Below are 17,807 nucleotides of genomic sequence, written 5' to 3' on the forward strand. Positions count from 1 at the left end.
GAGCGAATATGGAACTTAAGCTTCTCCAAGACAACGGTACTTTAGGTGCAGGCGTACAAGCTTCACCAGAAGTATTCGAGCGCGAATATAACGAAGCATTGGTACACCAAGTTGTAGTGGCTTACCAAGCAAATGCACGTAGCGGTAACCGTGCACAAAAAGACCGTGAGCAAGTTAAGCACACAACCAAAAAACCTTGGCGTCAAAAAGGTACTGGTCGTGCACGTGCTGGTATGAGCTCTTCCCCGCTGTGGCGTGGAGGTGGTCGTATATTCCCAAATTCTCCAGAAGAGAATTTCAGCCAAAAAGTAAACAAGAAAATGTACCGCGCTGGTATGAGATCAATTTTGTCTCAGTTGGCTCGCGAAGGTCGTTTGAATGTAGTTGATCAATTTAATCTTGATGCTCCAAAGACTAAAGTTTTAGCTGACAAAGTTAAAGCAATGGGCTTGGATTCAGTCTTGATCATTGTTGATCAGGTTAGCGAGAATTTGTACTTGGCATCACGTAACTTGCACAAAGTTGCCGTGGTTGAGCCACAGCACGCTGATCCATTAGCTTTGGTTCAATACAAAAAGGTATTGGTAAGCAAAGCAGCGATCGCAAAAATTGAGGAGTTGCTGAAATGAGCCAAGTCCGTAAAAACGATCACAACCTAATGAAGGTTCTGCTTGGACCGGTGATCTCTGAAAAAGCCACTATGGTTGCAGAGAAAAACGAACAAGTAGTTTTCCAAGTAGCTCGCGACGCAAACAAGAGCGATGTAAAACAAGCAGTTGAATTGCTCTTCAAAGTGCAAGTTGACTCAGTTCAAATCGTAAATCAAAAGGGTAAGCCTAAGCGCTATGGCCGTTTTGAAGGTCGTCGTGACCACACTAAGAAGGCCTATGTGAATTTGAAGCCAGGTCAAGAAATTAACTTTGAAGCGGAGGCGAATTAATCATGCCTTTGATGAAGACAAAACCGACCTCACCAGGTCGTCGCTCAATGGTCAAGGTGGTAAATCCTGACCTGCATAAAGGTAAGCCTTTTGCAGCGTTGGTAGAGCCACAATTCCAAAAAGCGGGTCGTAACAATAATGGTCACATCACTACCCGTCATAAAGGTGGTGGTCATAAGCATCACTATCGTGTTGTTGATTTCAAACGCAACGACAAAGATGGCATTCCAGCAAAAGTTGAACGCTTGGAATACGATCCGAACCGCAGTGCAAATATTGCATTGATCGTGTTTGCAGATGGTGAGCGTCGCTACATTCCTGCTGCTAAAGGCATGACTGTTGGCCAAGCAATCATGAATGGTTCAGAAGCGCCAATCAAATCTGGAAACAACTTGCCGATTCGCAATATTCCAGTTGGTAGCACTATTCACTGCGTTGAAATTCTCCCAGGCAAAGGTGCTCAAGTAGCGCGCTCTGCTGGCGGCTCAGCAGTATTGTTAGCTCGTGAAGGCGTATACGCTCAAGTGCGTTTGCGCTCTGGTGAAGTTCGCCGTGTTCTGATTGAGTGCCGCGCCACTATTGGTGAAGTTGGTAACGAAGAGCACAGCTTGCGTCAAATTGGTAAAGCAGGTGCAAATCGCTGGCGTGGTATTCGCCCAACCGTTCGCGGTGTGGCAATGAACCCAGTAGATCACCCACACGGTGGTGGTGAAGGTAGAACTGGTGAAGGCCGTGTACCTGTATCTCCATGGGGCACTCCAACCAAAGGTTATCGCACACGTCGCAATAAGCGCACAACTTCGATGATCGTTCAACGTCGTCAAAAACGTTAAGCGATAAGGATAAATAGATATGACACGTTCAGCTAAAAAAGGCCCATTCTGCGACGCCAGCTTAGTAAAAAAAGTTGAAGTTGCACAAGCCAACAAGGACAAAAAGCCGATCAAAACTTGGTCACGCCGTTCAACAATTCTTCCAGACTTTATTGGTCTGACAATTGCTGTACACAACGGTCGTCAACACGTTCCGGTTTATGTATCAGAAAACATGGTGGGTCATAAGTTAGGCGAATTTGCCTTGACCCGTACTTTCAAAGGTCACGCTGCTGACAAGAAAGTTGTGAAGAAGTAAGGGGATGATGATGGAAGTTAAAGCTATTCACCGCAGCGCCCGCATTTCAGCGCAAAAGACACGTTTGGTCGCTGACCAAATTCGTGGTTTGCCGATTGCTCGCGCATTAAACATTTTGAATTTCAGCCCCAAAAAAGCTGCCTTCATTGTGAAAAAAGTAGTTGAGTCAGCGATTGCAAATGCTGAACACAATAAAGGTGCCGACATTGATGAGCTCAAGGTATCAGCGGTAATCGTTGATAAAGCAACATCCTTGAAGCGCTTCACTGCACGCGCTAAGGGTCGTGGCAATCAAATCGAAAAACAAACTTGTCACATTAGCGTGACCTTGAGTAACTAAGGAAAGATATGGGCCAAAAGATAAACCCCACCGGATTCCGACTCGCGGTAACGAAGAATTGGACATCACGTTGGTATGCAAACAATACTGACTTCGCAAAGATGCTGAAAGAGGACGTAGATGTCCGCAGCTATTTGAAGAAGAAGTTGAAGAATGCATCTGTTAGCAAAGTTGTGATCGAGCGTCCTGCTAAGAACGCACGCATCACTATCTATAGCTCACGTCCAGGCGTTGTAATCGGTAAAAAAGGCGAAGATATTGAAGTTCTCCGTCGCGAATTACAAAAGCGTATGGGTGTTCCAGTTCACGTGAACATTGAAGAAATTCGTAAGCCAGAAGTTGACGCGCAATTGATTGCTGACTCTATTACTCAGCAGCTCGAAAAACGCATCATGTTCCGTCGTGCTATGAAGCGTGCAATGCAAAGCGCAATGCGTCTTGGCGCACAAGGCATCAAGATCATGTCTTCTGGTCGTTTGAACGGTGCAGAAATTGCTCGTCGCGAATGGTACCGCGAAGGTCGTGTTCCACTTCATACATTGAAGGCTGATATTGATTACGCAACATCAGAAGCTGAAACAACATACGGCATCATCGGTGTAAAAGTTTGGGTATACAAAGGCGACACATTGGGTCGTGGTGCAGAAGCTCAAGTAGCTGCTCCATCTGCTGAACCAGCTGCCGAAGAAAAGAAAACTCGTCGTGCTCCAAGTAAAACAGCTGCTCGTAAACTAGCCGCTGGCACTGACAAGCCATTAGTTGCTGCTAAACCAGCAGTAAAGCGTGTGCGTAAGGTTGAAGCACCTGCCGCAGATACGCAGAAGTCAGGAGAGTAAGCATGCTACAACCAAAGCGTCGTAAGTATCGTAAGGAACAAAAAGGCCGTAACACTGGCGTGGCAACACGCGGTAGTTCTGTAGCCTTTGGTGACTTTGGATTGAAGGCCGTTGGCCGTGGCCGTCTGACTGCTCGTCAAATCGAGTCAGCACGTCGCGCAATGACCCGTCACATTAAACGTGGTGGTCGTATCTGGATTCGTATTTTCCCAGATAAGCCAATTTCACAAAAACCTGCTGAAGTACGTATGGGTAACGGTAAAGGTAACCCAGAGTACTACGTAGCTGAAATTCAACCAGGCAAAGTGCTTTACGAGATGGATGGTGTGGATGAGACTTTGGCGCGAGAAGCTTTCAAGCTTGCTGCCGCTAAGTTGCCTTTACAGACCACTTTCGTGATTCGCCACTTAGGTTGATCGGGATAGAGATTATGAAAAATAAAGAATTAGCAGCTAAAGATCTGACTGGCTTGAATGCAGAATTGACAGAGCTCTTAAAGACCAACTTTAAGCTCCGTATGCAAAAAGGCACTCAGCAACTAACTAATACCAGCCAATTGGGTAAAACTAAGCGCGACATCGCTCGTGTGAAGACTTTTATTACCCAAAAAACTGCACAGAAATAAGGAAAAAGGGATATGACAGAATTATCTAAACCCTTGCGCCGCACCCTTGTGGGCCGCGTTGTTAGCGACAAAATGCAAAAAACTGTGACGGTGTTAGTTGAGCGTCAAGTTAAGCATCCAGTGATTGGTAAGTACGTTGGCCAGTCCAAAAAGTACCACGCTCATGACGAAGCAGGCACATACAAGATGGGTGATACCGTTGAAATTGCTGAATCTAAGCCAATTTCACGCACTAAATCTTGGGTTGTGACCCGTTTGGTAGAGGCTTCAAAGGGTATTTAAGGTATTTTTAAGGGATTTTGGCGAAGATTCTTCCCAAATCCCTGTTTTACGTAGTAGAATAGAAGGCTTCTCTGGTTTTATTGGAGAAGCAGTGTTTTTCATTAATTCCGGGTTTTAGCTTTCGTTAAAGCCCATAGACGGAACCAAGACTGTTTGCCTTTGGCCAATAAGTTGGGGATTAGAAATGATACAAACCGAAAGTAGATTGCAGGTCGCCGATAACACAGGCGCCAGTGAAGTTTTGTGCATCAAGGTATTGGGCGGCTCTAAGCGTCGTTACGCCAGTATCGGTGATGTCATCAAAGTGACTGTAAAGTCCGCAGCTCCACGTGGCCGTGTAAAAAAAGGTGATATTTATAACGCTGTTGTAGTGAGAACAGCTAAGGGTGTTCGCCGTCCAGACGGTTCATTGATTAAGTTCGATGCAAACGCTGCGGTATTGCTCAACGCTAAGTTAGAGCCAATTGGCACACGTATCTTTGGACCAGTTACACGCGAATTGCGTACTGAAAAGTTCATGAAGATCGTTTCTCTCGCCCCCGAAGTTATTTAAGAGGCTGATATGAAAAAGATTCGTAAAGGTGATTCCGTAGTTCTGTTGACTGGCCGTGATAAAGGCAAGCAAGGAACTGTTACAGCCGTTCTCGATGAGAAGTTAGTCATCGAAGGCGTGAATATTTATAAAAAGAGCGTTAAGCCAAACCCAGCTGCTGGTGTAACCGGCGGCATGATTGACAAGACTATGCCTGTTCACATTTCTAATGTGGCTTTGGTTGACGGTAACGGCAAACCATCACGTGTTGGTATCAAACTCGTTGACGGTAAAAAACAGCGTTTCCTCAAAACCACTGGCGCAACATTAAGCGCATAAGGGGCACGGAGAAATTATGAGCACACGTTTTCAAGAACACTATCAACAAAAAGTTGTTGCTGATTTGATTACCAAGTTTGGTTACAAGTCTGTAATGGAAGTTCCACGTATCACCAAAGTAACCCTCAATATGGGTTTAGGCGATGCAGTGAACGACAAGAAGATTATCGAAAATGCAGTTGGTGATTTAACTAAAGTTGCAGGCCAAAAGCCAGTTGTAACTAAGGCTAAAAAAGCGATTGCTGGTTTCAAAATTCGTCAAGGCTACCCAATCGGTGCCATGGTGACATTGCGCGGTCAGCGCATGTACGAATTCTTGGATCGTTTCGTTACTGTTGCATTGCCACGCGTACGTGACTTCCGCGGCATCTCCGGTAAGGCATTTGACGGCCGTGGTAACTACAACATCGGCGTTAAAGAACAGATCATTTTCCCTGAAATTGAATACGACAAGATTGATGCCCTCCGTGGTCTCAATATCAGTATTACGACGACTGCTAAAACCGACGAAGAAGCAAAAGCTTTGTTGGCAGCATTCAAATTCCCTTTCCGCAATTAAGAGGCTAACGTGGCAAAACTATCCCTGATTGAGCGCGAGAATAAGCGCGCAAAAACTGTAGAGAAGTACGCTGCCAAGCGTGCTGAACTCAAAGCGATCATCGCTGATCAATCCCGCAGCGATGAAGAGCGCTATGAAGCTCGCTTGAAGCTACAGGCACTTCCACGTAACGCAAGCCCGATTCGTCAAAGAAATCGTTGTTCATTAACCGGTCGCCCACGTGGCACATTCCGTAAGTTCGGTTTGGCTCGTAGCAAGATTCGTGAAATCGCCTTCCGTGGCGAAATCCCCGGTTTAACCAAGGCCAGCTGGTAAGCGGCGAAAGAATTAGGAGAACTCATGAGTATCAGCGATCCAATCGCCGACATGTTGACCCGGATCCGCAATGCGCAAGCAGTGCAGAAACCGCTAGTCACAATGCCGTCGTCAAAAGTTAAAGTAGCTATTGCAAAAGTTTTGCAAGATGAAGGCTATATCGAAAGTTTCGAAATCAAAGGTGAGGCTGCTAAGCCAGTACTTCACATTGATCTCAAATACTATGCAGGCCGTCCTGTTATCGAGCGTATCGACCGTGTATCCACACCAAGTCTGCGTATCTATAAAGGCCGCCATGACATTCCAGAAGTAATGAATGGCTTGGGCATTGCAATTATTTCAACCCCTCAAGGCGTAATGACAGACCGTAAAGCACGTGCAACAGGCGTGGGCGGCGAAGTTATTTGCTACGTAGCTTAAGGAGCGAAATATGTCCCGCGTAGGTAAATCACCAATTACAGTTCCTAAGGGAGCTGAAATCAGCATCAACGGTGCAAACATTACTGTTAAAGGCCCATTGGGTACTTTGACGCATAACTTGCATCCTTCTGTTGGTTTGAAACAAGCAGATGGCGTATTGACAGTTGTTTTAAATAACGACTCACCAGAAGCTGGTGCCCAGTCAGGTACTGCCCGCGCTTTGGTAAACAACATGGTTGTTGGCGTTACTTCTGGCTTTGAGCGCAAGCTCAGCTTGGTAGGCGTTGGTTATCGTGCTCAAGCCCAAGGCGAAACATTGAAGTTGCAGTTGGGTTTCTCACACGACATTATTTACAACCTGCCAAAGGGTGTAAAAGCTGAGACTCCATCTCAAACTGAAATCATTATCAAGGGTTCCAACAAGCAGCAAGTTGGCCAGGTCGCAGCTGAAGTTCGCGCATATCGTTCACCAGAGCCATACAAAGGCAAGGGTGTTCGCTACGTGGATGAGGTTGTGCACCTGAAAGAAACTAAGAAGAAGTAAGCGAGATTAGAAAATGAATAAAGACGAATCCAGACAAAGACGTGCTCGGCAGACTCGTATTCGCATTGCCGAAGCATTGGCAAATCGCTTAACAGTTATCCGTAGCAATTCACATATTTCTGCACAGGTATATAGCCCATGCGGAACCAAAGTTGTAGCAGCTGCTTCAACAATGGAAAAAGATTTGCGCCAAGCGATCAAAAACGGCGGCAACGCTGACGCTGCAAAACAAATCGGCAAGTTAGTTGCTGAGCGTGCTGTTAAGGCAGGCATTGTTGATGTTGCTTTTGATCGTTCCGGTCATCGTTACCACGGCCGTATTAAGGCCTTAGCTGAAGCTGCGCGTGAAGCCGGCCTGAAGTTCTAATAGGGTTTAGGAAAAAACATGGCAAAAATGCAAACTAAGATGCAAAACGAAGAGCGTGATGATGGTCTTCGCGAGAAGATGATCGCTGTTAATCGTGTAACTAAAGTGGTTAAGGGTGGTCGTATTCTCGGCTTCGCTGCACTCACTGTAGTTGGCGATGGCGATGGCCGCATCGGCATGGGTAAAGGCAAATCAAAAGAAGTTCCAGTTGCTGTTCAAAAAGCAATGGACGAAGCTCGTCGCAAGATGATCAAGGTTTCCTTGCGCAAAGGTACTTTGCAGCACACCGTTACTGGTCAGCATGGCGCATCACGCGTTTTGATCTCTCCAGCTAAAGACGGTACTGGAATTATTGCTGGCGGCCCAATGCGCGCCATTTTCGACGTAATGGGTGTAACTAACGTTGTTGCTAAGTCACTTGGTTCTACAAACCCATACAACTTGGTTCGTGCAACGATTGATGGTTTGAGCAAGATGAGTACTCCTGCTGAGATTGCTGCTAAACGCGGTAAGTCAGTTGAAGAGATTCTCGGCTAAGACCAAAAGATTAGGAATCTATAAATGACAACATCTAACACTAAAGTCAAACTGCAATTAGTACGCAGCTTGATCGGCACACGCGAAAGCCATCGTGCAACTGTACGTGGCTTAGGCCTTGGTCGTATCAATTCAGTTTCTGAATTGGAAGACACTCCAGCTGTTCGCGGCATGATTAATAAAGTTTCTTATCTAGTTAAAGTTGTTGGCTAACTAGCAAGTAAATAGGCGAAGAATATGCAACTCAATACACTCAAGCCCGCAGAGGGCTCCAAGAAAAACCGTCGTCGCGTAGGTCGCGGCATTGGTTCTGGTCTTGGTAAAACTGCTGGCCGTGGTCACAAAGGTCAAAAATCCCGTTCCGGTGGTTTCCACAAAGTTGGATTCGAAGGTGGTCAGATGCCTATGTACCGTCGTTTGCCAAAACGCGGTTTCGTATCTTTGACACGTCGTCACGTTGGCCAAATTACTTTGAATGACTTAGCAAAAATCAACTTGCCAGAAGTGGACTTGTTGGTATTGAAAGCTCATGGCTTTGCTGGTGAGCAAATCAATGCAGTGAAAGTTATTAAAACTGGTGAACTCAAGATTGCTGTAACCCTCAAGGGCATTACAGCTACTGCCGGCGCTAAAGCAGCTATCGAAGCAGCTGGCGGCAAATTAGTTGAAGCAGCTTAATAGGTCTTTTCAGTAAATATGGCATTAGCACCTACCACTAACGCAGGCACTGCAACAGCAGGAGGCAAGTTTGGCGAATTACGTCAGCGCTTGATCTTCTTGGTGTTGGCTTTGCTCGTGTTCCGTTTGGGTGCTCACATTCCAGTTCCTGGTATTGATCCAGACCAATTGGCTCAGTTATTTGCAGGTCAAAAAGACGGCATCTTGGGAATGTTTAACTTGTTCTCAGGCGGCGCTTTATCGCGCTTTACTGTGTTTGCTTTGGGAATCATGCCTTACATTTCTGCATCGATCATCATGCAGTTAATGACAATTGTTGTTCCTTCTTTAGAGGCTTTGAAAAAAGAAGGCCAAGCAGGTCAACGTAAGATTACTCAGTACACCCGCTACGGTACTGTGCTCTTGGCTACATTCCAAGCACTAGGTATTTCCGTTGCTTTGCAAGCTCAACCTGGTTTAGTAATTAACCCAGGCTTGATGTTTGAATTGAACACTGTAGTTACTTTAGTAACTGGCACGATGTTCTTGATGTGGCTCGGTGAGCAAATTACTGAGCGCGGTTTAGGTAACGGCATTTCAATCATCATTTTCGGCGGTATCGTATCTGGCTTGCCTTCTGCGATCGCCAGCTTGCTTGAGTTAGTTCGTACTGGCTCGATGAATATTATTTCTGCATTGTTGATCGTGGTGATTTGCGTTGCAGTGACTTATTTTGTGGTGTTTGTAGAGCGCGGTCAGCGCCGTATCTTGGTGAACTACGCTAAGCGTCAAGTGGGCAACAAGATTTATGGCGGCCAATCTTCCTACTTCCCATTGAAGCTAAACATGGCAGGTGTTATTCCTCCAATTTTTGCTTCTTCTATTATTTTGTTTCCTGCAACGATTGCTGGCTGGTTTACATCAGGCGAGCCAACCAATATGTTCAGCAGAATTATTAAAGACTTGGCTGCTACTTTGGCCCCAGGTCAGCCTGTTTACACCATTCTGTACGCAGCGGCGATTATTTTCTTCTGCTTCTTTTATACCGCCTTGGTATTTAACAGCCGCGACACCGCTGAGAACCTAAAGAAGAGTGGTGCATTTGTTCCGGGTATTCGCCCAGGTGATCAAACAGCCCGTTACATCGACAAGATCTTGGTGCGTTTGACATTAGCTGGTGCGATTTACATGGTTTTGGTTTGCTTGCTGCCAGAATTTTTAGTCTTGAAGTACAACGTGCCGTTCTATTTCGGCGGTACTTCATTGTTGATTATTGTTGTTGTTGCAATGGATTTCATGGCTCAAGTTCAGTCATTTGTGATGCAGCAGCAGTACGGCTCTTTGATGAAAAAAGCCAACTTTAAGATGGGCGCCTAACTGAATGTCTAAAGACGATGTAATTCAGATGGCGGGTGAGGTTGTAGAGAATTTGCCGAACGCGATGTTTCGCGTGAAGCTTGAAAACGGACATGTGGTTCTAGGGCACATTTCCGGAAAGATGCGGATGCATTACATCCGTATTTTGCCGGGAGATAAGGTGACGGTGGAGATGACTCCTTACGACCTGACGCGCGCCAGAATCATATTCCGAGCGAAGTAAAGATTAAGTAGTACCTATTTTTAAGAGGTGAGTTATGAAAGTTTTAGCATCCGTTAAGTGTATTTGCAGAAATTGCAAGATCATTAAGCGCAAACGCGTTGTGCGCGTGATCTGTTCTTCAGACGCACGTCATAAGCAGCGTCAAGGCTGATCTGGTTAATTAAGAGGAAATCTCATGGCACGTATCGCTGGGGTAAACATCCCAAATCATCAACATACTGTTATCGGTTTAACAGCAATTTTTGGCATTGGCACAACTCGTGCACGCAAAATTTGTCAGACCACAGGTGTTGCAATCGACAAAAAAGTTAAAGATCTTACTGACGCTGACTTGGAAAAGTTGCGTGATGAAGTAGGTAAGTTCATCACCGAAGGTGACCTTCGTCGTGAAGTAACTATGAGCATCAAGCGTTTGATGGACTTAGGTTGCTATCGTGGCGTACGTCATCGTAAGGGCTTGCCTGTCCGTGGACAACGTACTAAGACAAATGCGCGCACCCGCAAGGGCCCACGTAAGTCTGGCATCGCACTGAAGAAATAATCAAGAAAGTTTATTGACATGGCAAAACAACAATCCGCTTCCGCCGCTTCACAGCGCACTCGTAAGAAGGTTAAAAAGAACGTTGCTGACGGTATCGCGCACGTTCATGCTTCTTTTAACAACACCATCATTACGATCACTGATCGTCAAGGAAATGCGCTTTCTTGGGCAACTTCTGGCGGCCAGGGCTTCAAGGGCTCACGTAAATCAACACCTTTTGCTGCTCAGGTAGCTGCAGAAGTTGCTGGTAAAGCTGCCGTTGAATGCGGTATCAAGAATTTGGAAGTTCAGATCAAGGGCCCAGGCCCAGGTCGTGAATCAGCAGTTCGCGCTTTGAACTCTTTGGGTATCAAGATCACTGAGATTCAAGACGTAACTCCAGTTCCACACAATGGTTGCCGTCCTCCTAAGCGTCGTCGTATCTAAGCTGGGAAGTTGGTAGTACAAGTTTTAGTAGTTTTTTATTAAAAGCCCACTGTTCATCTGATTTAAAGGATGAACTCACCGCCGGTCGCAAGACTGCGGCAAAGAAAGGAAAGCATCGTGGCACGTTACTTAGGGCCTAAGGCCAAATTAGCACGTCGGGAAGGTACCGACTTATTTTTAAAGAGCGCACGTCGCGCCCTGTCAGACAAGTGCAAGTTAGATACTAAGCCTGGTCAACATGGTCGTACATCTGGCTCAAGAACATCTGATTACGGTAATCAATTGCGTGAAAAGCAAAAGGTTAAGCGTATCTATGGCGTATTAGAGCGTCAATTCCGTCGTTACTTCGCAGAAGCTGAGCGTCGTAAGGGCAATACTGGTGAAACATTGCTCCAGTTGCTTGAGTCACGTCTCGACAACGTGGTTTATCGCATGGGCTTTGGTTCAACACGCGCAGAAGCACGTCAATTGGTTTCCCATTGCGCAATTTTGCTCAATGGCAGCCCAGTGAACATCCCATCTATTCAGGTTAAGCCTGGTGATGTGGTTGCGATTCGTGAGAAAGCGAAGAAGCAAGCGCGTATTACAGAATCACTCAATTTGGTTCAGCAAATGACTGCTATCAGCTGGGTTTCAGTTGACGCGGCTAAGCTGGAAGGAACATTCAAGCAAGTGCCTGACCGTGAAGAAATCAGCGGTGAAATTAATGAAAGTTTGATCGTCGAATTGTATTCACGCTAATTAGGCACTCTCAAGGAAAAAATATGCAAACAAATTTGCTCAAGCCAAAAATTATTTCTGTTGAAGCGCTTACCGCCAACCAAGCTAAGGTTGTTATGGAGCCGTTCGAGCGTGGCTATGGCCACACACTCGGAAATGCATTACGTCGCGTACTCTTGTCCTCAATGGTTGGTTACGCGCCAACTGAAGTAGCAATCGCAGGCGTTGTTCATGAGTACTCTACTTTGGATGGCGTTCAAGAGGATGTAGTAAATCTCTTGTTGAACCTCAAAGGTATCGTATTCAAGTTGCAGTCACGTGATGAAGTTACTATCAATTTGCGTAAAGAAGGCCCAGGCGTCGTTACAGCAAAAGATATTGATCTCCCACATGATGTAGAAATCATGAATCCTGATCACGTTATCGCTCACTTGTCTGCTGGTGGCAAGTTGGATATGCAGATCAAGGTTGAAAAAGGCCGTGGTTATGTACCAGGTAACGTACGTCAATATAACGACGAAACTACCAAGATCATTGGCCGTATCGTGTTGGATGCTTCATTTAGCCCGGTAAGCCGTGTTAGCTATGCAGTTGAGTCTGCTCGTGTTGAGCAACGTACCGACCTCGATCGTCTCGTAATGACTATCGAAACAAACGGTGTGTTGTCTCCTGAAGAGGCAATTCGTCAGGCAGCCAGCATCTTAGTTGATCAGTTAGTTGTATTCGCAGCTCTTGAGAGCAGTGAAGTTTCTGGCGATCTCGCACCAAGCCGCTCTTCAATGGTTGATCCAATGTTGATGCGTCCGGTTGATGATCTCGAACTCACAGTTCGCTCTGCAAACTGCTTGAAGGCTGAGAACATTTACTACATCGGTGACTTGATTCAACGTACAGAGAATGAATTGTTGAAGACGCCTAATTTGGGTCGTAAGTCTTTGAATGAAATTAAAGACGTATTGGCTGCTCGTGGCTTAAGTCTTGGCATGAAACTCGAAAGCTGGCCTCCAGCTAACCTCGAGAAATAATTAGAAAGGAAGCATCATGCGTCACGGAAACGGCTTACGCAAACTAAATAGAACATCATCACATCGCTTGGCGATGCTGCGCAATATGTCCAATTCACTTTTGGAGCACGAAGTCATTAAAACGACTTTGCCAAAAGCTAAAGAATTGCGCATGGTTGTTGAGCCTTTGATTACCTTGGGTAAAAAAGATAACTTAGCAAACCGTCGCTTGGCATTCAATCGCACACGTGATCGCGATATCGTAGCCAAGCTCTTTACAGAACTCGGTCCACGTTACGCAACACGTCCAGGTGGCTACCTTCGTATTTTGAAGTTCGGCTTCCGTCATGGCGACAATGCACCTATGGCATTGGTTGAGTTGGTTGATCGTCCAGAAGTTGAAGAAACAGCAGTAGTAGCTGAAGAGGCTTAAGTCTCTCAGTTGCGCAAAAAGCCAGGCTTCGGTCTGGCTTTTTTCATTTACGGGTTATAAATACAGCATGCATCAAAACTCTCCAGCAAATGCCGATGACCTCTTGGTGGTTGTGACTAGCCTTCCTAATTTGGAGGCTGCTACAGCCTTGGCTAGAGCTCTGGTAGAGGCTCACCTTGCGGCTTGTGTCCAGATTAGCGAAGGGTTGTATTCGGTTTATCGCTGGGAAGGTAAAGTTTGTGAAGAGCAAGAGGTGCTCCTGTCTGCCAAAACTATCCCACATCGATGGGATGAGATTTGTGCATTCATTAAGGAAAGCCACCCTTACAAACTTCCAGAAATTTTGGCTTTTTCACCAAAACAATATGAGCAGCAATATGGCGAGTGGGTGCAAGCTGAGGTAAATTCAAAGCCATGAGAATGCCATCCTATCTGAAAATGCTCATCGCATTGCTTGTGCTGTTGGCAGCCCAAGTTTTTGCTGCGCAAGATTTCTTGTCGCCAGAAAAAGCATTTCGGGTGGAAGCGACTTGGCTGGAAAATTCCAATCAAATTGAGATTGAGTTTATTCCTGCCAAGGGCTATTACATCTATCAAGAGTCGCTTAAATTTGATGTCGGCACAGAGGCTTCGAGGCTATATAAAATAAGCCCTTCATTACCATTAGGCATCGAAAAGTTTGATGAAACTTTTCAGAAAAAACTGCAGGTTTATAAGCAGCCATTCATGGTTTTATTGGCCGTTAAACCGGTTGCTGGAAAGCCGATTCATGCAGAGGTAACTCTACAAGGGTGTGCTGAGGCTGGTATTTGTTATCCACCTATGACCTTAAAGTTTTTATTAGCCGGGCCTGGCGTAAAGGCTGCGCCGATACCAGAAATTTTTGAGGGACAAAAAACTCAAAGTCCGTCTCAAGGTGACTTTAGTCTGGCCGATTTATGGCGTGAGCGAGATGACGTGAACGCAATCGGTCGTTTCTTGGCGAATACTTCCACTGCGTATTTATTCTTAGCTTTCTTTGTTTTAGGTCTTGCCCTAGCATTCACGCCTTGCGTATTGCCAATGCTACCGATTTTGTCGAGCATCATCTTTGGTTCCCAGGGTGGCAAAACGATTTCTAAAGGGCGCGCGAGCCTTTTGGCCCTATCGTATGTTTTGGGCATGGCCTTGATCTATGCATTGGCCGGAACCCTGATGGCAGCCCTTGGCGGAAGCGTTCAAAGAGTCCTACAAAGCCCGGTTGCACTGATTGCCTTTGCCTTATTGCTATTGGCCCTGTCAGGCAGTCTATTTGGCCTCTACGAGCTTCGTTTGCCCAATTCCTGGCATCAGCATGTTGATAGGCTGGCGGGCCGCCAGAAGGGCGGCAGCGTCTTTGGTGCCTTCGCCTTGGGAGGCATTTCTACTTTGGTAGCCAGCCCCTGCATTACTGCCCCGTTAGCAGGAGTTTTAGCCTTTATTGCTCAAACTGGGTCTATGAGCCTAGGTGCGGGTTTGCTATTCGTGATGGCCCTGGGGATGGGTCTGCCACTTCTCTTTATTGCGATTGAGGCTCGTATTCTGATTCCGTCTACCGGAATTTGGATGATCTGGCTTCAGAGGACTTTGGGTGTGTTGCTAGTGGCAACGGCAGCTTGGATTGCATCTCCTTTAATTCAAAAAACGGATCAAGTTGGCAGTGAAAAAACAATCAATGGACAAAAAGTACATCAGGTTGGCGACCTATCTTTCTTGGCCATTCATTCGTCAGCGGAATTAGATGTGCAATTGATCAAAGCAAAGCAAGAGCAAAAATTAGTCATGCTCGATTTTTATGCTGATTGGTGTATCAGTTGCAAAGAGATGGAATTGAATACTTTTGCTAATGCAGAAGTTAGCAAAGAATTAAAGCAATTTATTTTGCTACAAGCGGATGTAACTACGAATAGTTCAGACAATCAAGCATTGCTGAAACGCTTTGGCTTATTTGGGCCGCCAGGTATTTTGATTTTTAATCAGAACTCGGAAGAGCTAAAAGCTCAGCGAGTGATTGGCTATATGCCGCCCCAGCGTTTTATTGAGCGCTTAAAGCAAGCAGTCAATCAGAAGTAACTAACTCGTTGCTTGAGCTTATTTGCTTGATGCGCTTGCTTTCAGTAAACGTGCTGCCTCAAGTGAAAAGTAAGTGAGGATGCCATCCGCGCCAGCACGTTTAAATGCAAGTAAAGATTCCATCATGACTGCATCATGATCAAGCCAACCATTTTGAGCGGCTGCTTTTAGCATGGCGTATTCGCCGCTGACTTGATAAGCGTAAGTGGGGTAATCAAACACTTCTCTAACCCGGCGCACGATATCTAAATAAGGCATGCCAGGTTTGACCATCACCATGTCGGCGCCCTCGCTAATGTCGAGCGCAACCTCCCGCAAAGCCTCATTGCTATTGGCGCAATCCATTTGATAGGTTTTTTTATCAGCCTTACCGAGGTTCTTTGCTGAGCCTACCGCATCTCTAAAGGGGCCATAAAACGCAGAGGCATATTTAGCTGAATAAGCCATGATGCGAGTGTGAATTAAATTCTTATTCTCGAGTGCTTCACGAATTTTTCCGATACGACCATCCATCATGTCTGATGGTGCAACGATATCGACACCAGCTTCTGCTTGCGCAATCGCTTGTTGCACCAAGATTGCAGTGGTCTCATCATTGAGAATGCGGCCTTGATCATCGAGTACGCCATCTTGGCCATGACTTGTATATGGATCAAGCGCAACGTCAGTCATGATTCCTAAATTGGGGAAACGTTTTTTGAGTTCACGAACTGCATTGGGAACCAAACCCTTTGGATTAAAGGCTTCTTTACCGTCCGGTGTTTTTAATGCTACATCAATCACGGGAAATAAAGCGAGTACAGGAATACCTAGATCAACACATTCTTGCGCGACTGGAAACAGTAAATCCAAAGAAACACGATTAACGCCAGGCATAGAAGCAACGGCTTCTGATTTGCCTTGGCCCTCAAGCAGAAACACTGGATAAATGAGATCGCTTGCAGAAACGGTGTTTTCTTGCATGAGGCGTCGTGACCAATCATCACGACGCATGCGGCGAGGGCGATGCCCTGGAAAATTGAGCAAAGAGTTAGCTTGTGATTTCTTGTTCATGAGTTTCTGCTTCAAATAACCATCGAATAATTAAATTATCTGCCTCTTCAAGGCCAATCCGTTTTGTGCTTGAAAATAATTGTGCCGTAAGTTGCTTGGAGTCACCAGTCCCTTCTGGTAGGGCGGGGTCGTATTGTTGTAATTGCTTCCTGACTGCCTCAAGGGCGTGCTTGCACTCACTTTTATTGAGTTTGTCGCATTTGCTCAGCAAAATATGGATGGGTTTGCCGGTCGGCACAAACCATTGAATCATTTGCTCATCTAGCTCAGTAATACCTCGTCTGGCATCCACAATGAGGACCATGCCTACTAACTGCTCACGCTCCTGAAGGTAGTCGCTTAGGAGGCTATTCCAGTGGTATTTGGTCTCATGGTTTACTGCCGCATAGCCATAGCCTGGCAAGTCCACTAAATAGGCTAAAAGCTCATCCTTAGCGAAAAGCCCAAAATAGTTGATATGTTGGGTGCGGCCAGGCGTTTTACTGGCAAAAGCGAGTCTTTTTTGATTGCACAGAACGTTAATGGCGCTGGATTTGCCGGCGTTTGAGCGACCTGCAAAGGCCACCTCACGCAGGGGGGTAGCAGGTAGACAATGGGTGTCATTGACTGTGGTGGCGAAGCGGGCTTGAAAGAGTTTAGACATGTCCTGAAGCTATTGTAAAATCACGCCAAATCATGAAATATCTCATGGTGTTGGGTAAAAAGGTTGTAAATGCAGGGCCCAAACACTTTTAGGAATTTTTGCCAAGGTAAACATAATGCGTCAAAGCTCCAAAATCTCCAAATTAACTGGCCTACGTGCTGGTTTTGCGCTTTTCTCTATTTTCGCTCTGATCGGTATTTCTGGGGCTGCTATTGCTGCCGATGCCGCTCCAATGGCCCCAGCAGCTGAAGCTAAGGCTGCTGCACCAGCAAAACCAAAGATTGATCCTGCCGTTGGCGAGGCTCTTTACTCCAATGGAGATGCAAGCCGTGGCGTAACTGCTTGTATTACTTGTCATGGCCCTAAAGGCCAGAGTGCGATTAGTACATGGCCTAAGTTATCTGCACAACATGCAGCCTATACGGCCAAGCAATTGAAAAACTTTAAAGAAGGCACTCGTGCTAATCCAATCATGATGGGTATGTCTGCAGCGCTGACAGAACAAGATATGCAAAACATCGCTGCTTATTTATCTAAGCAAGCGATTTCACAAGGCGTTGCACAAAACAAAGAAACAATCGAGTTGGGCCAGAGCATTTACCGCGGTGGCATTGCTGCCAAAGGTGTTCCGGCTTGTGCCGCCTGCCACAGCCCTACAGGCGCTGGCATTCCTGCTCAATACCCACTCTTGGGCGGCCAATGGGCTGACTACACAAACGCACAGTTACTTGCGTTCCGTGAAGGTGTTCGTAAAAACAGTAGCCAAATGACAGCGATTGCGACTAAGCTTTCTGATCAAGAAATGAAAGCGGTTGCTGATTACATCGCTGGCTTGCATTAAAAAATACTGAGCTTTAAATAAAAACCCCGCT

The 17,807-nt window shown here is 46.0% G+C and carries 32 protein-coding genes; 30 read left to right on the forward strand and 2 right to left on the reverse strand.

Annotated elements, in window-relative coordinates; genetic code table 11:
• The first annotated feature begins 8 nt into the window (after positions 1-8).
• The 29 genes from rplD (at position 9) to dsbD (ending at position 15,239) form a co-directional block, all read left to right on the forward strand.
• The gene (gene rplD, locus ICN13_RS07925) at positions 9-629 is read left to right on the forward strand and encodes a 50S ribosomal protein L4 (RefSeq protein ID WP_087908798.1); all 621 of its coding nucleotides are present in this window, start codon (positions 9-11) and stop codon (positions 627-629) included.
• Entirely contained in the window at positions 626-940 is a 315-nt protein-coding gene (gene rplW, locus ICN13_RS07930; protein WP_068947693.1) for a 50S ribosomal protein L23, read from the forward strand. The genes rplD and rplW overlap by 4 nt, the downstream gene beginning before the upstream one ends.
• A gap of 2 nt (positions 941-942) precedes the next feature.
• A complete protein-coding gene (rplB, locus tag ICN13_RS07935; protein WP_087908799.1) occupies positions 943-1,773 on the forward strand; it encodes a 50S ribosomal protein L2 in 831 nt (276 codons plus the stop codon).
• 19 nt (positions 1,774-1,792) lie between these two features.
• Positions 1,793-2,071, forward strand: coding sequence for a 30S ribosomal protein S19 (gene rpsS, locus ICN13_RS07940; protein ID WP_087908800.1), 279 nt, complete (start codon positions 1,793-1,795; stop codon positions 2,069-2,071).
• Between the two features lie 7 nt (positions 2,072-2,078).
• Positions 2,079-2,411 (forward strand): 50S ribosomal protein L22, encoded by a 333-nt coding sequence (gene rplV, locus ICN13_RS07945; RefSeq protein WP_201721455.1) that lies wholly within the window; start codon positions 2,079-2,081, stop codon positions 2,409-2,411.
• A gap of 8 nt (positions 2,412-2,419) precedes the next feature.
• Complete coding sequence (gene rpsC / locus ICN13_RS07950; protein WP_216139836.1) at positions 2,420-3,247, forward strand: 30S ribosomal protein S3; 828 nt, start codon at positions 2,420-2,422, stop codon at positions 3,245-3,247.
• Positions 3,248-3,249: 2 nt separating this feature from the next.
• Positions 3,250-3,663, forward strand: coding sequence for a 50S ribosomal protein L16 (rplP, locus tag ICN13_RS07955; protein ID WP_071464443.1), 414 nt, complete (start codon positions 3,250-3,252; stop codon positions 3,661-3,663).
• Between the two features lie 14 nt (positions 3,664-3,677).
• The gene (gene rpmC, locus ICN13_RS07960; RefSeq protein WP_088525613.1) at positions 3,678-3,872 is read left to right on the forward strand and encodes a 50S ribosomal protein L29; all 195 of its coding nucleotides are present in this window, start codon (positions 3,678-3,680) and stop codon (positions 3,870-3,872) included.
• A 12-nt stretch (positions 3,873-3,884) separates the two neighbouring features.
• Positions 3,885-4,154 (forward strand): 30S ribosomal protein S17, encoded by a 270-nt coding sequence (rpsQ, locus tag ICN13_RS07965; RefSeq protein WP_011901909.1) that lies wholly within the window; start codon positions 3,885-3,887, stop codon positions 4,152-4,154.
• A gap of 184 nt (positions 4,155-4,338) precedes the next feature.
• The gene (rplN, locus tag ICN13_RS07970; RefSeq protein WP_087908804.1) at positions 4,339-4,707 is read left to right on the forward strand and encodes a 50S ribosomal protein L14; all 369 of its coding nucleotides are present in this window, start codon (positions 4,339-4,341) and stop codon (positions 4,705-4,707) included.
• Between the two features lie 9 nt (positions 4,708-4,716).
• The gene (rplX, locus tag ICN13_RS07975; protein WP_068947698.1) at positions 4,717-5,025 is read left to right on the forward strand and encodes a 50S ribosomal protein L24; all 309 of its coding nucleotides are present in this window, start codon (positions 4,717-4,719) and stop codon (positions 5,023-5,025) included.
• Positions 5,026-5,041: 16 nt separating this feature from the next.
• Positions 5,042-5,584, forward strand: a complete 543-nt coding sequence (rplE, locus tag ICN13_RS07980) for a 50S ribosomal protein L5 (protein ID WP_215296104.1) — start codon at positions 5,042-5,044, stop codon at positions 5,582-5,584.
• A gap of 9 nt (positions 5,585-5,593) precedes the next feature.
• Complete coding sequence (gene rpsN, locus ICN13_RS07985; RefSeq protein WP_071464445.1) at positions 5,594-5,899, forward strand: 30S ribosomal protein S14; 306 nt, start codon at positions 5,594-5,596, stop codon at positions 5,897-5,899.
• Between the two features lie 24 nt (positions 5,900-5,923).
• Positions 5,924-6,319: a 30S ribosomal protein S8 gene (gene rpsH / locus ICN13_RS07990; RefSeq protein ID WP_068947700.1), complete on the forward strand. Its 396-nt coding sequence runs from the start codon at positions 5,924-5,926 to the stop codon at positions 6,317-6,319.
• Between the two features lie 10 nt (positions 6,320-6,329).
• Entirely contained in the window at positions 6,330-6,863 is a 534-nt protein-coding gene (gene rplF / locus ICN13_RS07995) for a 50S ribosomal protein L6 (protein WP_216139837.1), read from the forward strand.
• 13 nt (positions 6,864-6,876) lie between these two features.
• Complete coding sequence (rplR, locus tag ICN13_RS08000; RefSeq protein ID WP_015420247.1) at positions 6,877-7,230, forward strand: 50S ribosomal protein L18; 354 nt, start codon at positions 6,877-6,879, stop codon at positions 7,228-7,230.
• A gap of 18 nt (positions 7,231-7,248) precedes the next feature.
• Complete coding sequence (rpsE, locus tag ICN13_RS08005; RefSeq protein WP_068947703.1) at positions 7,249-7,767, forward strand: 30S ribosomal protein S5; 519 nt, start codon at positions 7,249-7,251, stop codon at positions 7,765-7,767.
• Between the two features lie 24 nt (positions 7,768-7,791).
• Positions 7,792-7,980 (forward strand): 50S ribosomal protein L30, encoded by a 189-nt coding sequence (gene rpmD / locus ICN13_RS08010; RefSeq protein ID WP_216139838.1) that lies wholly within the window; start codon positions 7,792-7,794, stop codon positions 7,978-7,980.
• A 24-nt stretch (positions 7,981-8,004) separates the two neighbouring features.
• Positions 8,005-8,445, forward strand: coding sequence for a 50S ribosomal protein L15 (gene rplO / locus ICN13_RS08015; RefSeq protein WP_216139839.1), 441 nt, complete (start codon positions 8,005-8,007; stop codon positions 8,443-8,445).
• 18 nt (positions 8,446-8,463) lie between these two features.
• On the forward strand, positions 8,464-9,801 hold the full coding sequence (gene secY, locus ICN13_RS08020) for a preprotein translocase subunit SecY (RefSeq protein ID WP_216139840.1): 1,338 nt from the start codon (positions 8,464-8,466) through the stop codon (positions 9,799-9,801).
• Between the two features lie 4 nt (positions 9,802-9,805).
• Positions 9,806-10,024 carry a translation initiation factor IF-1 gene (gene infA, locus ICN13_RS08025; RefSeq protein ID WP_068320132.1) on the forward strand — a complete coding sequence of 73 codons (219 nt, stop codon included), beginning with the start codon at positions 9,806-9,808 and terminating at the stop codon, positions 10,022-10,024.
• Positions 10,025-10,058: 34 nt separating this feature from the next.
• Complete coding sequence (gene rpmJ / locus ICN13_RS08030) at positions 10,059-10,175, forward strand: 50S ribosomal protein L36 (protein WP_012357167.1); 117 nt, start codon at positions 10,059-10,061, stop codon at positions 10,173-10,175.
• Positions 10,176-10,199: 24 nt separating this feature from the next.
• The gene (rpsM, locus tag ICN13_RS08035) at positions 10,200-10,565 is read left to right on the forward strand and encodes a 30S ribosomal protein S13 (protein WP_068947707.1); all 366 of its coding nucleotides are present in this window, start codon (positions 10,200-10,202) and stop codon (positions 10,563-10,565) included.
• A gap of 18 nt (positions 10,566-10,583) precedes the next feature.
• A complete protein-coding gene (gene rpsK / locus ICN13_RS08040; RefSeq protein WP_088525623.1) occupies positions 10,584-10,991 on the forward strand; it encodes a 30S ribosomal protein S11 in 408 nt (135 codons plus the stop codon).
• 117 nt (positions 10,992-11,108) lie between these two features.
• On the forward strand, positions 11,109-11,732 hold the full coding sequence (rpsD, locus tag ICN13_RS08045) for a 30S ribosomal protein S4 (protein WP_216139841.1): 624 nt from the start codon (positions 11,109-11,111) through the stop codon (positions 11,730-11,732).
• Positions 11,733-11,755: 23 nt separating this feature from the next.
• A complete protein-coding gene (gene rpoA / locus ICN13_RS08050; protein ID WP_011901925.1) occupies positions 11,756-12,736 on the forward strand; it encodes a DNA-directed RNA polymerase subunit alpha in 981 nt (326 codons plus the stop codon).
• 16 nt (positions 12,737-12,752) lie between these two features.
• Positions 12,753-13,148 carry a 50S ribosomal protein L17 gene (gene rplQ, locus ICN13_RS08055; RefSeq protein ID WP_087908811.1) on the forward strand — a complete coding sequence of 132 codons (396 nt, stop codon included), beginning with the start codon at positions 12,753-12,755 and terminating at the stop codon, positions 13,146-13,148.
• Positions 13,149-13,215: 67 nt separating this feature from the next.
• Entirely contained in the window at positions 13,216-13,566 is a 351-nt protein-coding gene (cutA, locus tag ICN13_RS08060) for a divalent-cation tolerance protein CutA (protein ID WP_216139842.1), read from the forward strand.
• 2 nt (positions 13,567-13,568) lie between these two features.
• The gene (gene dsbD, locus ICN13_RS08065) at positions 13,569-15,239 is read left to right on the forward strand and encodes a protein-disulfide reductase DsbD (RefSeq protein WP_255534094.1); all 1,671 of its coding nucleotides are present in this window, start codon (positions 13,569-13,571) and stop codon (positions 15,237-15,239) included.
• 18 nt (positions 15,240-15,257) lie between these two features.
• Here the strand turns inward: dsbD and hemB are convergent, their stop codons facing one another.
• Entirely contained in the window at positions 15,258-16,292 is a 1,035-nt protein-coding gene (hemB, locus tag ICN13_RS08070) for a porphobilinogen synthase (protein WP_370622975.1), read from the reverse strand.
• Complete coding sequence (gene yihA / locus ICN13_RS08075) at positions 16,270-16,935, reverse strand: ribosome biogenesis GTP-binding protein YihA/YsxC (RefSeq protein WP_216139844.1); 666 nt, start codon at positions 16,933-16,935, stop codon at positions 16,270-16,272. Before yihA ends, hemB begins: the two co-directional genes overlap by 23 nt.
• Positions 16,936-17,050: 115 nt before the next feature.
• Here yihA and ICN13_RS08080 point away from each other — a divergent pair, with 115 nt between their 5' ends.
• Positions 17,051-17,776, forward strand: a complete 726-nt coding sequence (locus ICN13_RS08080; RefSeq protein ID WP_216139845.1) for a cytochrome c — start codon at positions 17,051-17,053, stop codon at positions 17,774-17,776.
• Positions 17,777-17,807 lie beyond the last annotated feature (31 nt).

Origin of the sequence: Polynucleobacter sp. MWH-Berg-3C6 (assembly GCF_018881855.1) — a bacterium.
GTDB lineage: Bacteria > Pseudomonadota > Gammaproteobacteria > Burkholderiales > Burkholderiaceae > Polynucleobacter.

Coding starts and splice junctions, on each gene's coding strand:
- rplD (WP_087908798.1), top strand. CDS start 9: ATGGAACTTAAGCTTCTCCAAGACAACGGTACTTTAGGTGCAGGCGTA.
- rplW (WP_068947693.1), top strand. CDS start 626: ATGAGCCAAGTCCGTAAAAACGATCACAACCTAATGAAGGTTCTGCTT.
- rplB (WP_087908799.1), top strand. CDS start 943: ATGCCTTTGATGAAGACAAAACCGACCTCACCAGGTCGTCGCTCAATG.
- rpsS (WP_087908800.1), top strand. CDS start 1,793: ATGACACGTTCAGCTAAAAAAGGCCCATTCTGCGACGCCAGCTTAGTA.
- rplV (WP_201721455.1), top strand. CDS start 2,079: ATGATGGAAGTTAAAGCTATTCACCGCAGCGCCCGCATTTCAGCGCAA.
- rpsC (WP_216139836.1), top strand. CDS start 2,420: ATGGGCCAAAAGATAAACCCCACCGGATTCCGACTCGCGGTAACGAAG.
- rplP (WP_071464443.1), top strand. CDS start 3,250: ATGCTACAACCAAAGCGTCGTAAGTATCGTAAGGAACAAAAAGGCCGT.
- rpmC (WP_088525613.1), top strand. CDS start 3,678: ATGAAAAATAAAGAATTAGCAGCTAAAGATCTGACTGGCTTGAATGCA.
- rpsQ (WP_011901909.1), top strand. CDS start 3,885: ATGACAGAATTATCTAAACCCTTGCGCCGCACCCTTGTGGGCCGCGTT.
- rplN (WP_087908804.1), top strand. CDS start 4,339: ATGATACAAACCGAAAGTAGATTGCAGGTCGCCGATAACACAGGCGCC.
- rplX (WP_068947698.1), top strand. CDS start 4,717: ATGAAAAAGATTCGTAAAGGTGATTCCGTAGTTCTGTTGACTGGCCGT.
- rplE (WP_215296104.1), top strand. CDS start 5,042: ATGAGCACACGTTTTCAAGAACACTATCAACAAAAAGTTGTTGCTGAT.
- rpsH (WP_068947700.1), top strand. CDS start 5,924: ATGAGTATCAGCGATCCAATCGCCGACATGTTGACCCGGATCCGCAAT.
- rplF (WP_216139837.1), top strand. CDS start 6,330: ATGTCCCGCGTAGGTAAATCACCAATTACAGTTCCTAAGGGAGCTGAA.
- rplR (WP_015420247.1), top strand. CDS start 6,877: ATGAATAAAGACGAATCCAGACAAAGACGTGCTCGGCAGACTCGTATT.
- rpsE (WP_068947703.1), top strand. CDS start 7,249: ATGGCAAAAATGCAAACTAAGATGCAAAACGAAGAGCGTGATGATGGT.
- rpmD (WP_216139838.1), top strand. CDS start 7,792: ATGACAACATCTAACACTAAAGTCAAACTGCAATTAGTACGCAGCTTG.
- rplO (WP_216139839.1), top strand. CDS start 8,005: ATGCAACTCAATACACTCAAGCCCGCAGAGGGCTCCAAGAAAAACCGT.
- secY (WP_216139840.1), top strand. CDS start 8,464: ATGGCATTAGCACCTACCACTAACGCAGGCACTGCAACAGCAGGAGGC.
- infA (WP_068320132.1), top strand. CDS start 9,806: ATGTCTAAAGACGATGTAATTCAGATGGCGGGTGAGGTTGTAGAGAAT.
- rpmJ (WP_012357167.1), top strand. CDS start 10,059: ATGAAAGTTTTAGCATCCGTTAAGTGTATTTGCAGAAATTGCAAGATC.
- rpsM (WP_068947707.1), top strand. CDS start 10,200: ATGGCACGTATCGCTGGGGTAAACATCCCAAATCATCAACATACTGTT.
- rpsK (WP_088525623.1), top strand. CDS start 10,584: ATGGCAAAACAACAATCCGCTTCCGCCGCTTCACAGCGCACTCGTAAG.
- rpoA (WP_011901925.1), top strand. CDS start 11,756: ATGCAAACAAATTTGCTCAAGCCAAAAATTATTTCTGTTGAAGCGCTT.
- rplQ (WP_087908811.1), top strand. CDS start 12,753: ATGCGTCACGGAAACGGCTTACGCAAACTAAATAGAACATCATCACAT.
- cutA (WP_216139842.1), top strand. CDS start 13,216: ATGCATCAAAACTCTCCAGCAAATGCCGATGACCTCTTGGTGGTTGTG.
- dsbD (WP_255534094.1), top strand. CDS start 13,569: ATGCCATCCTATCTGAAAATGCTCATCGCATTGCTTGTGCTGTTGGCA.
- hemB (WP_370622975.1), bottom strand. CDS start 16,292: ATGAACAAGAAATCACAAGCTAACTCTTTGCTCAATTTTCCAGGGCAT.
- yihA (WP_216139844.1), bottom strand. CDS start 16,935: ATGTCTAAACTCTTTCAAGCCCGCTTCGCCACCACAGTCAATGACACC.
- ICN13_RS08080 (WP_216139845.1), top strand. CDS start 17,051: ATGCGTCAAAGCTCCAAAATCTCCAAATTAACTGGCCTACGTGCTGGT.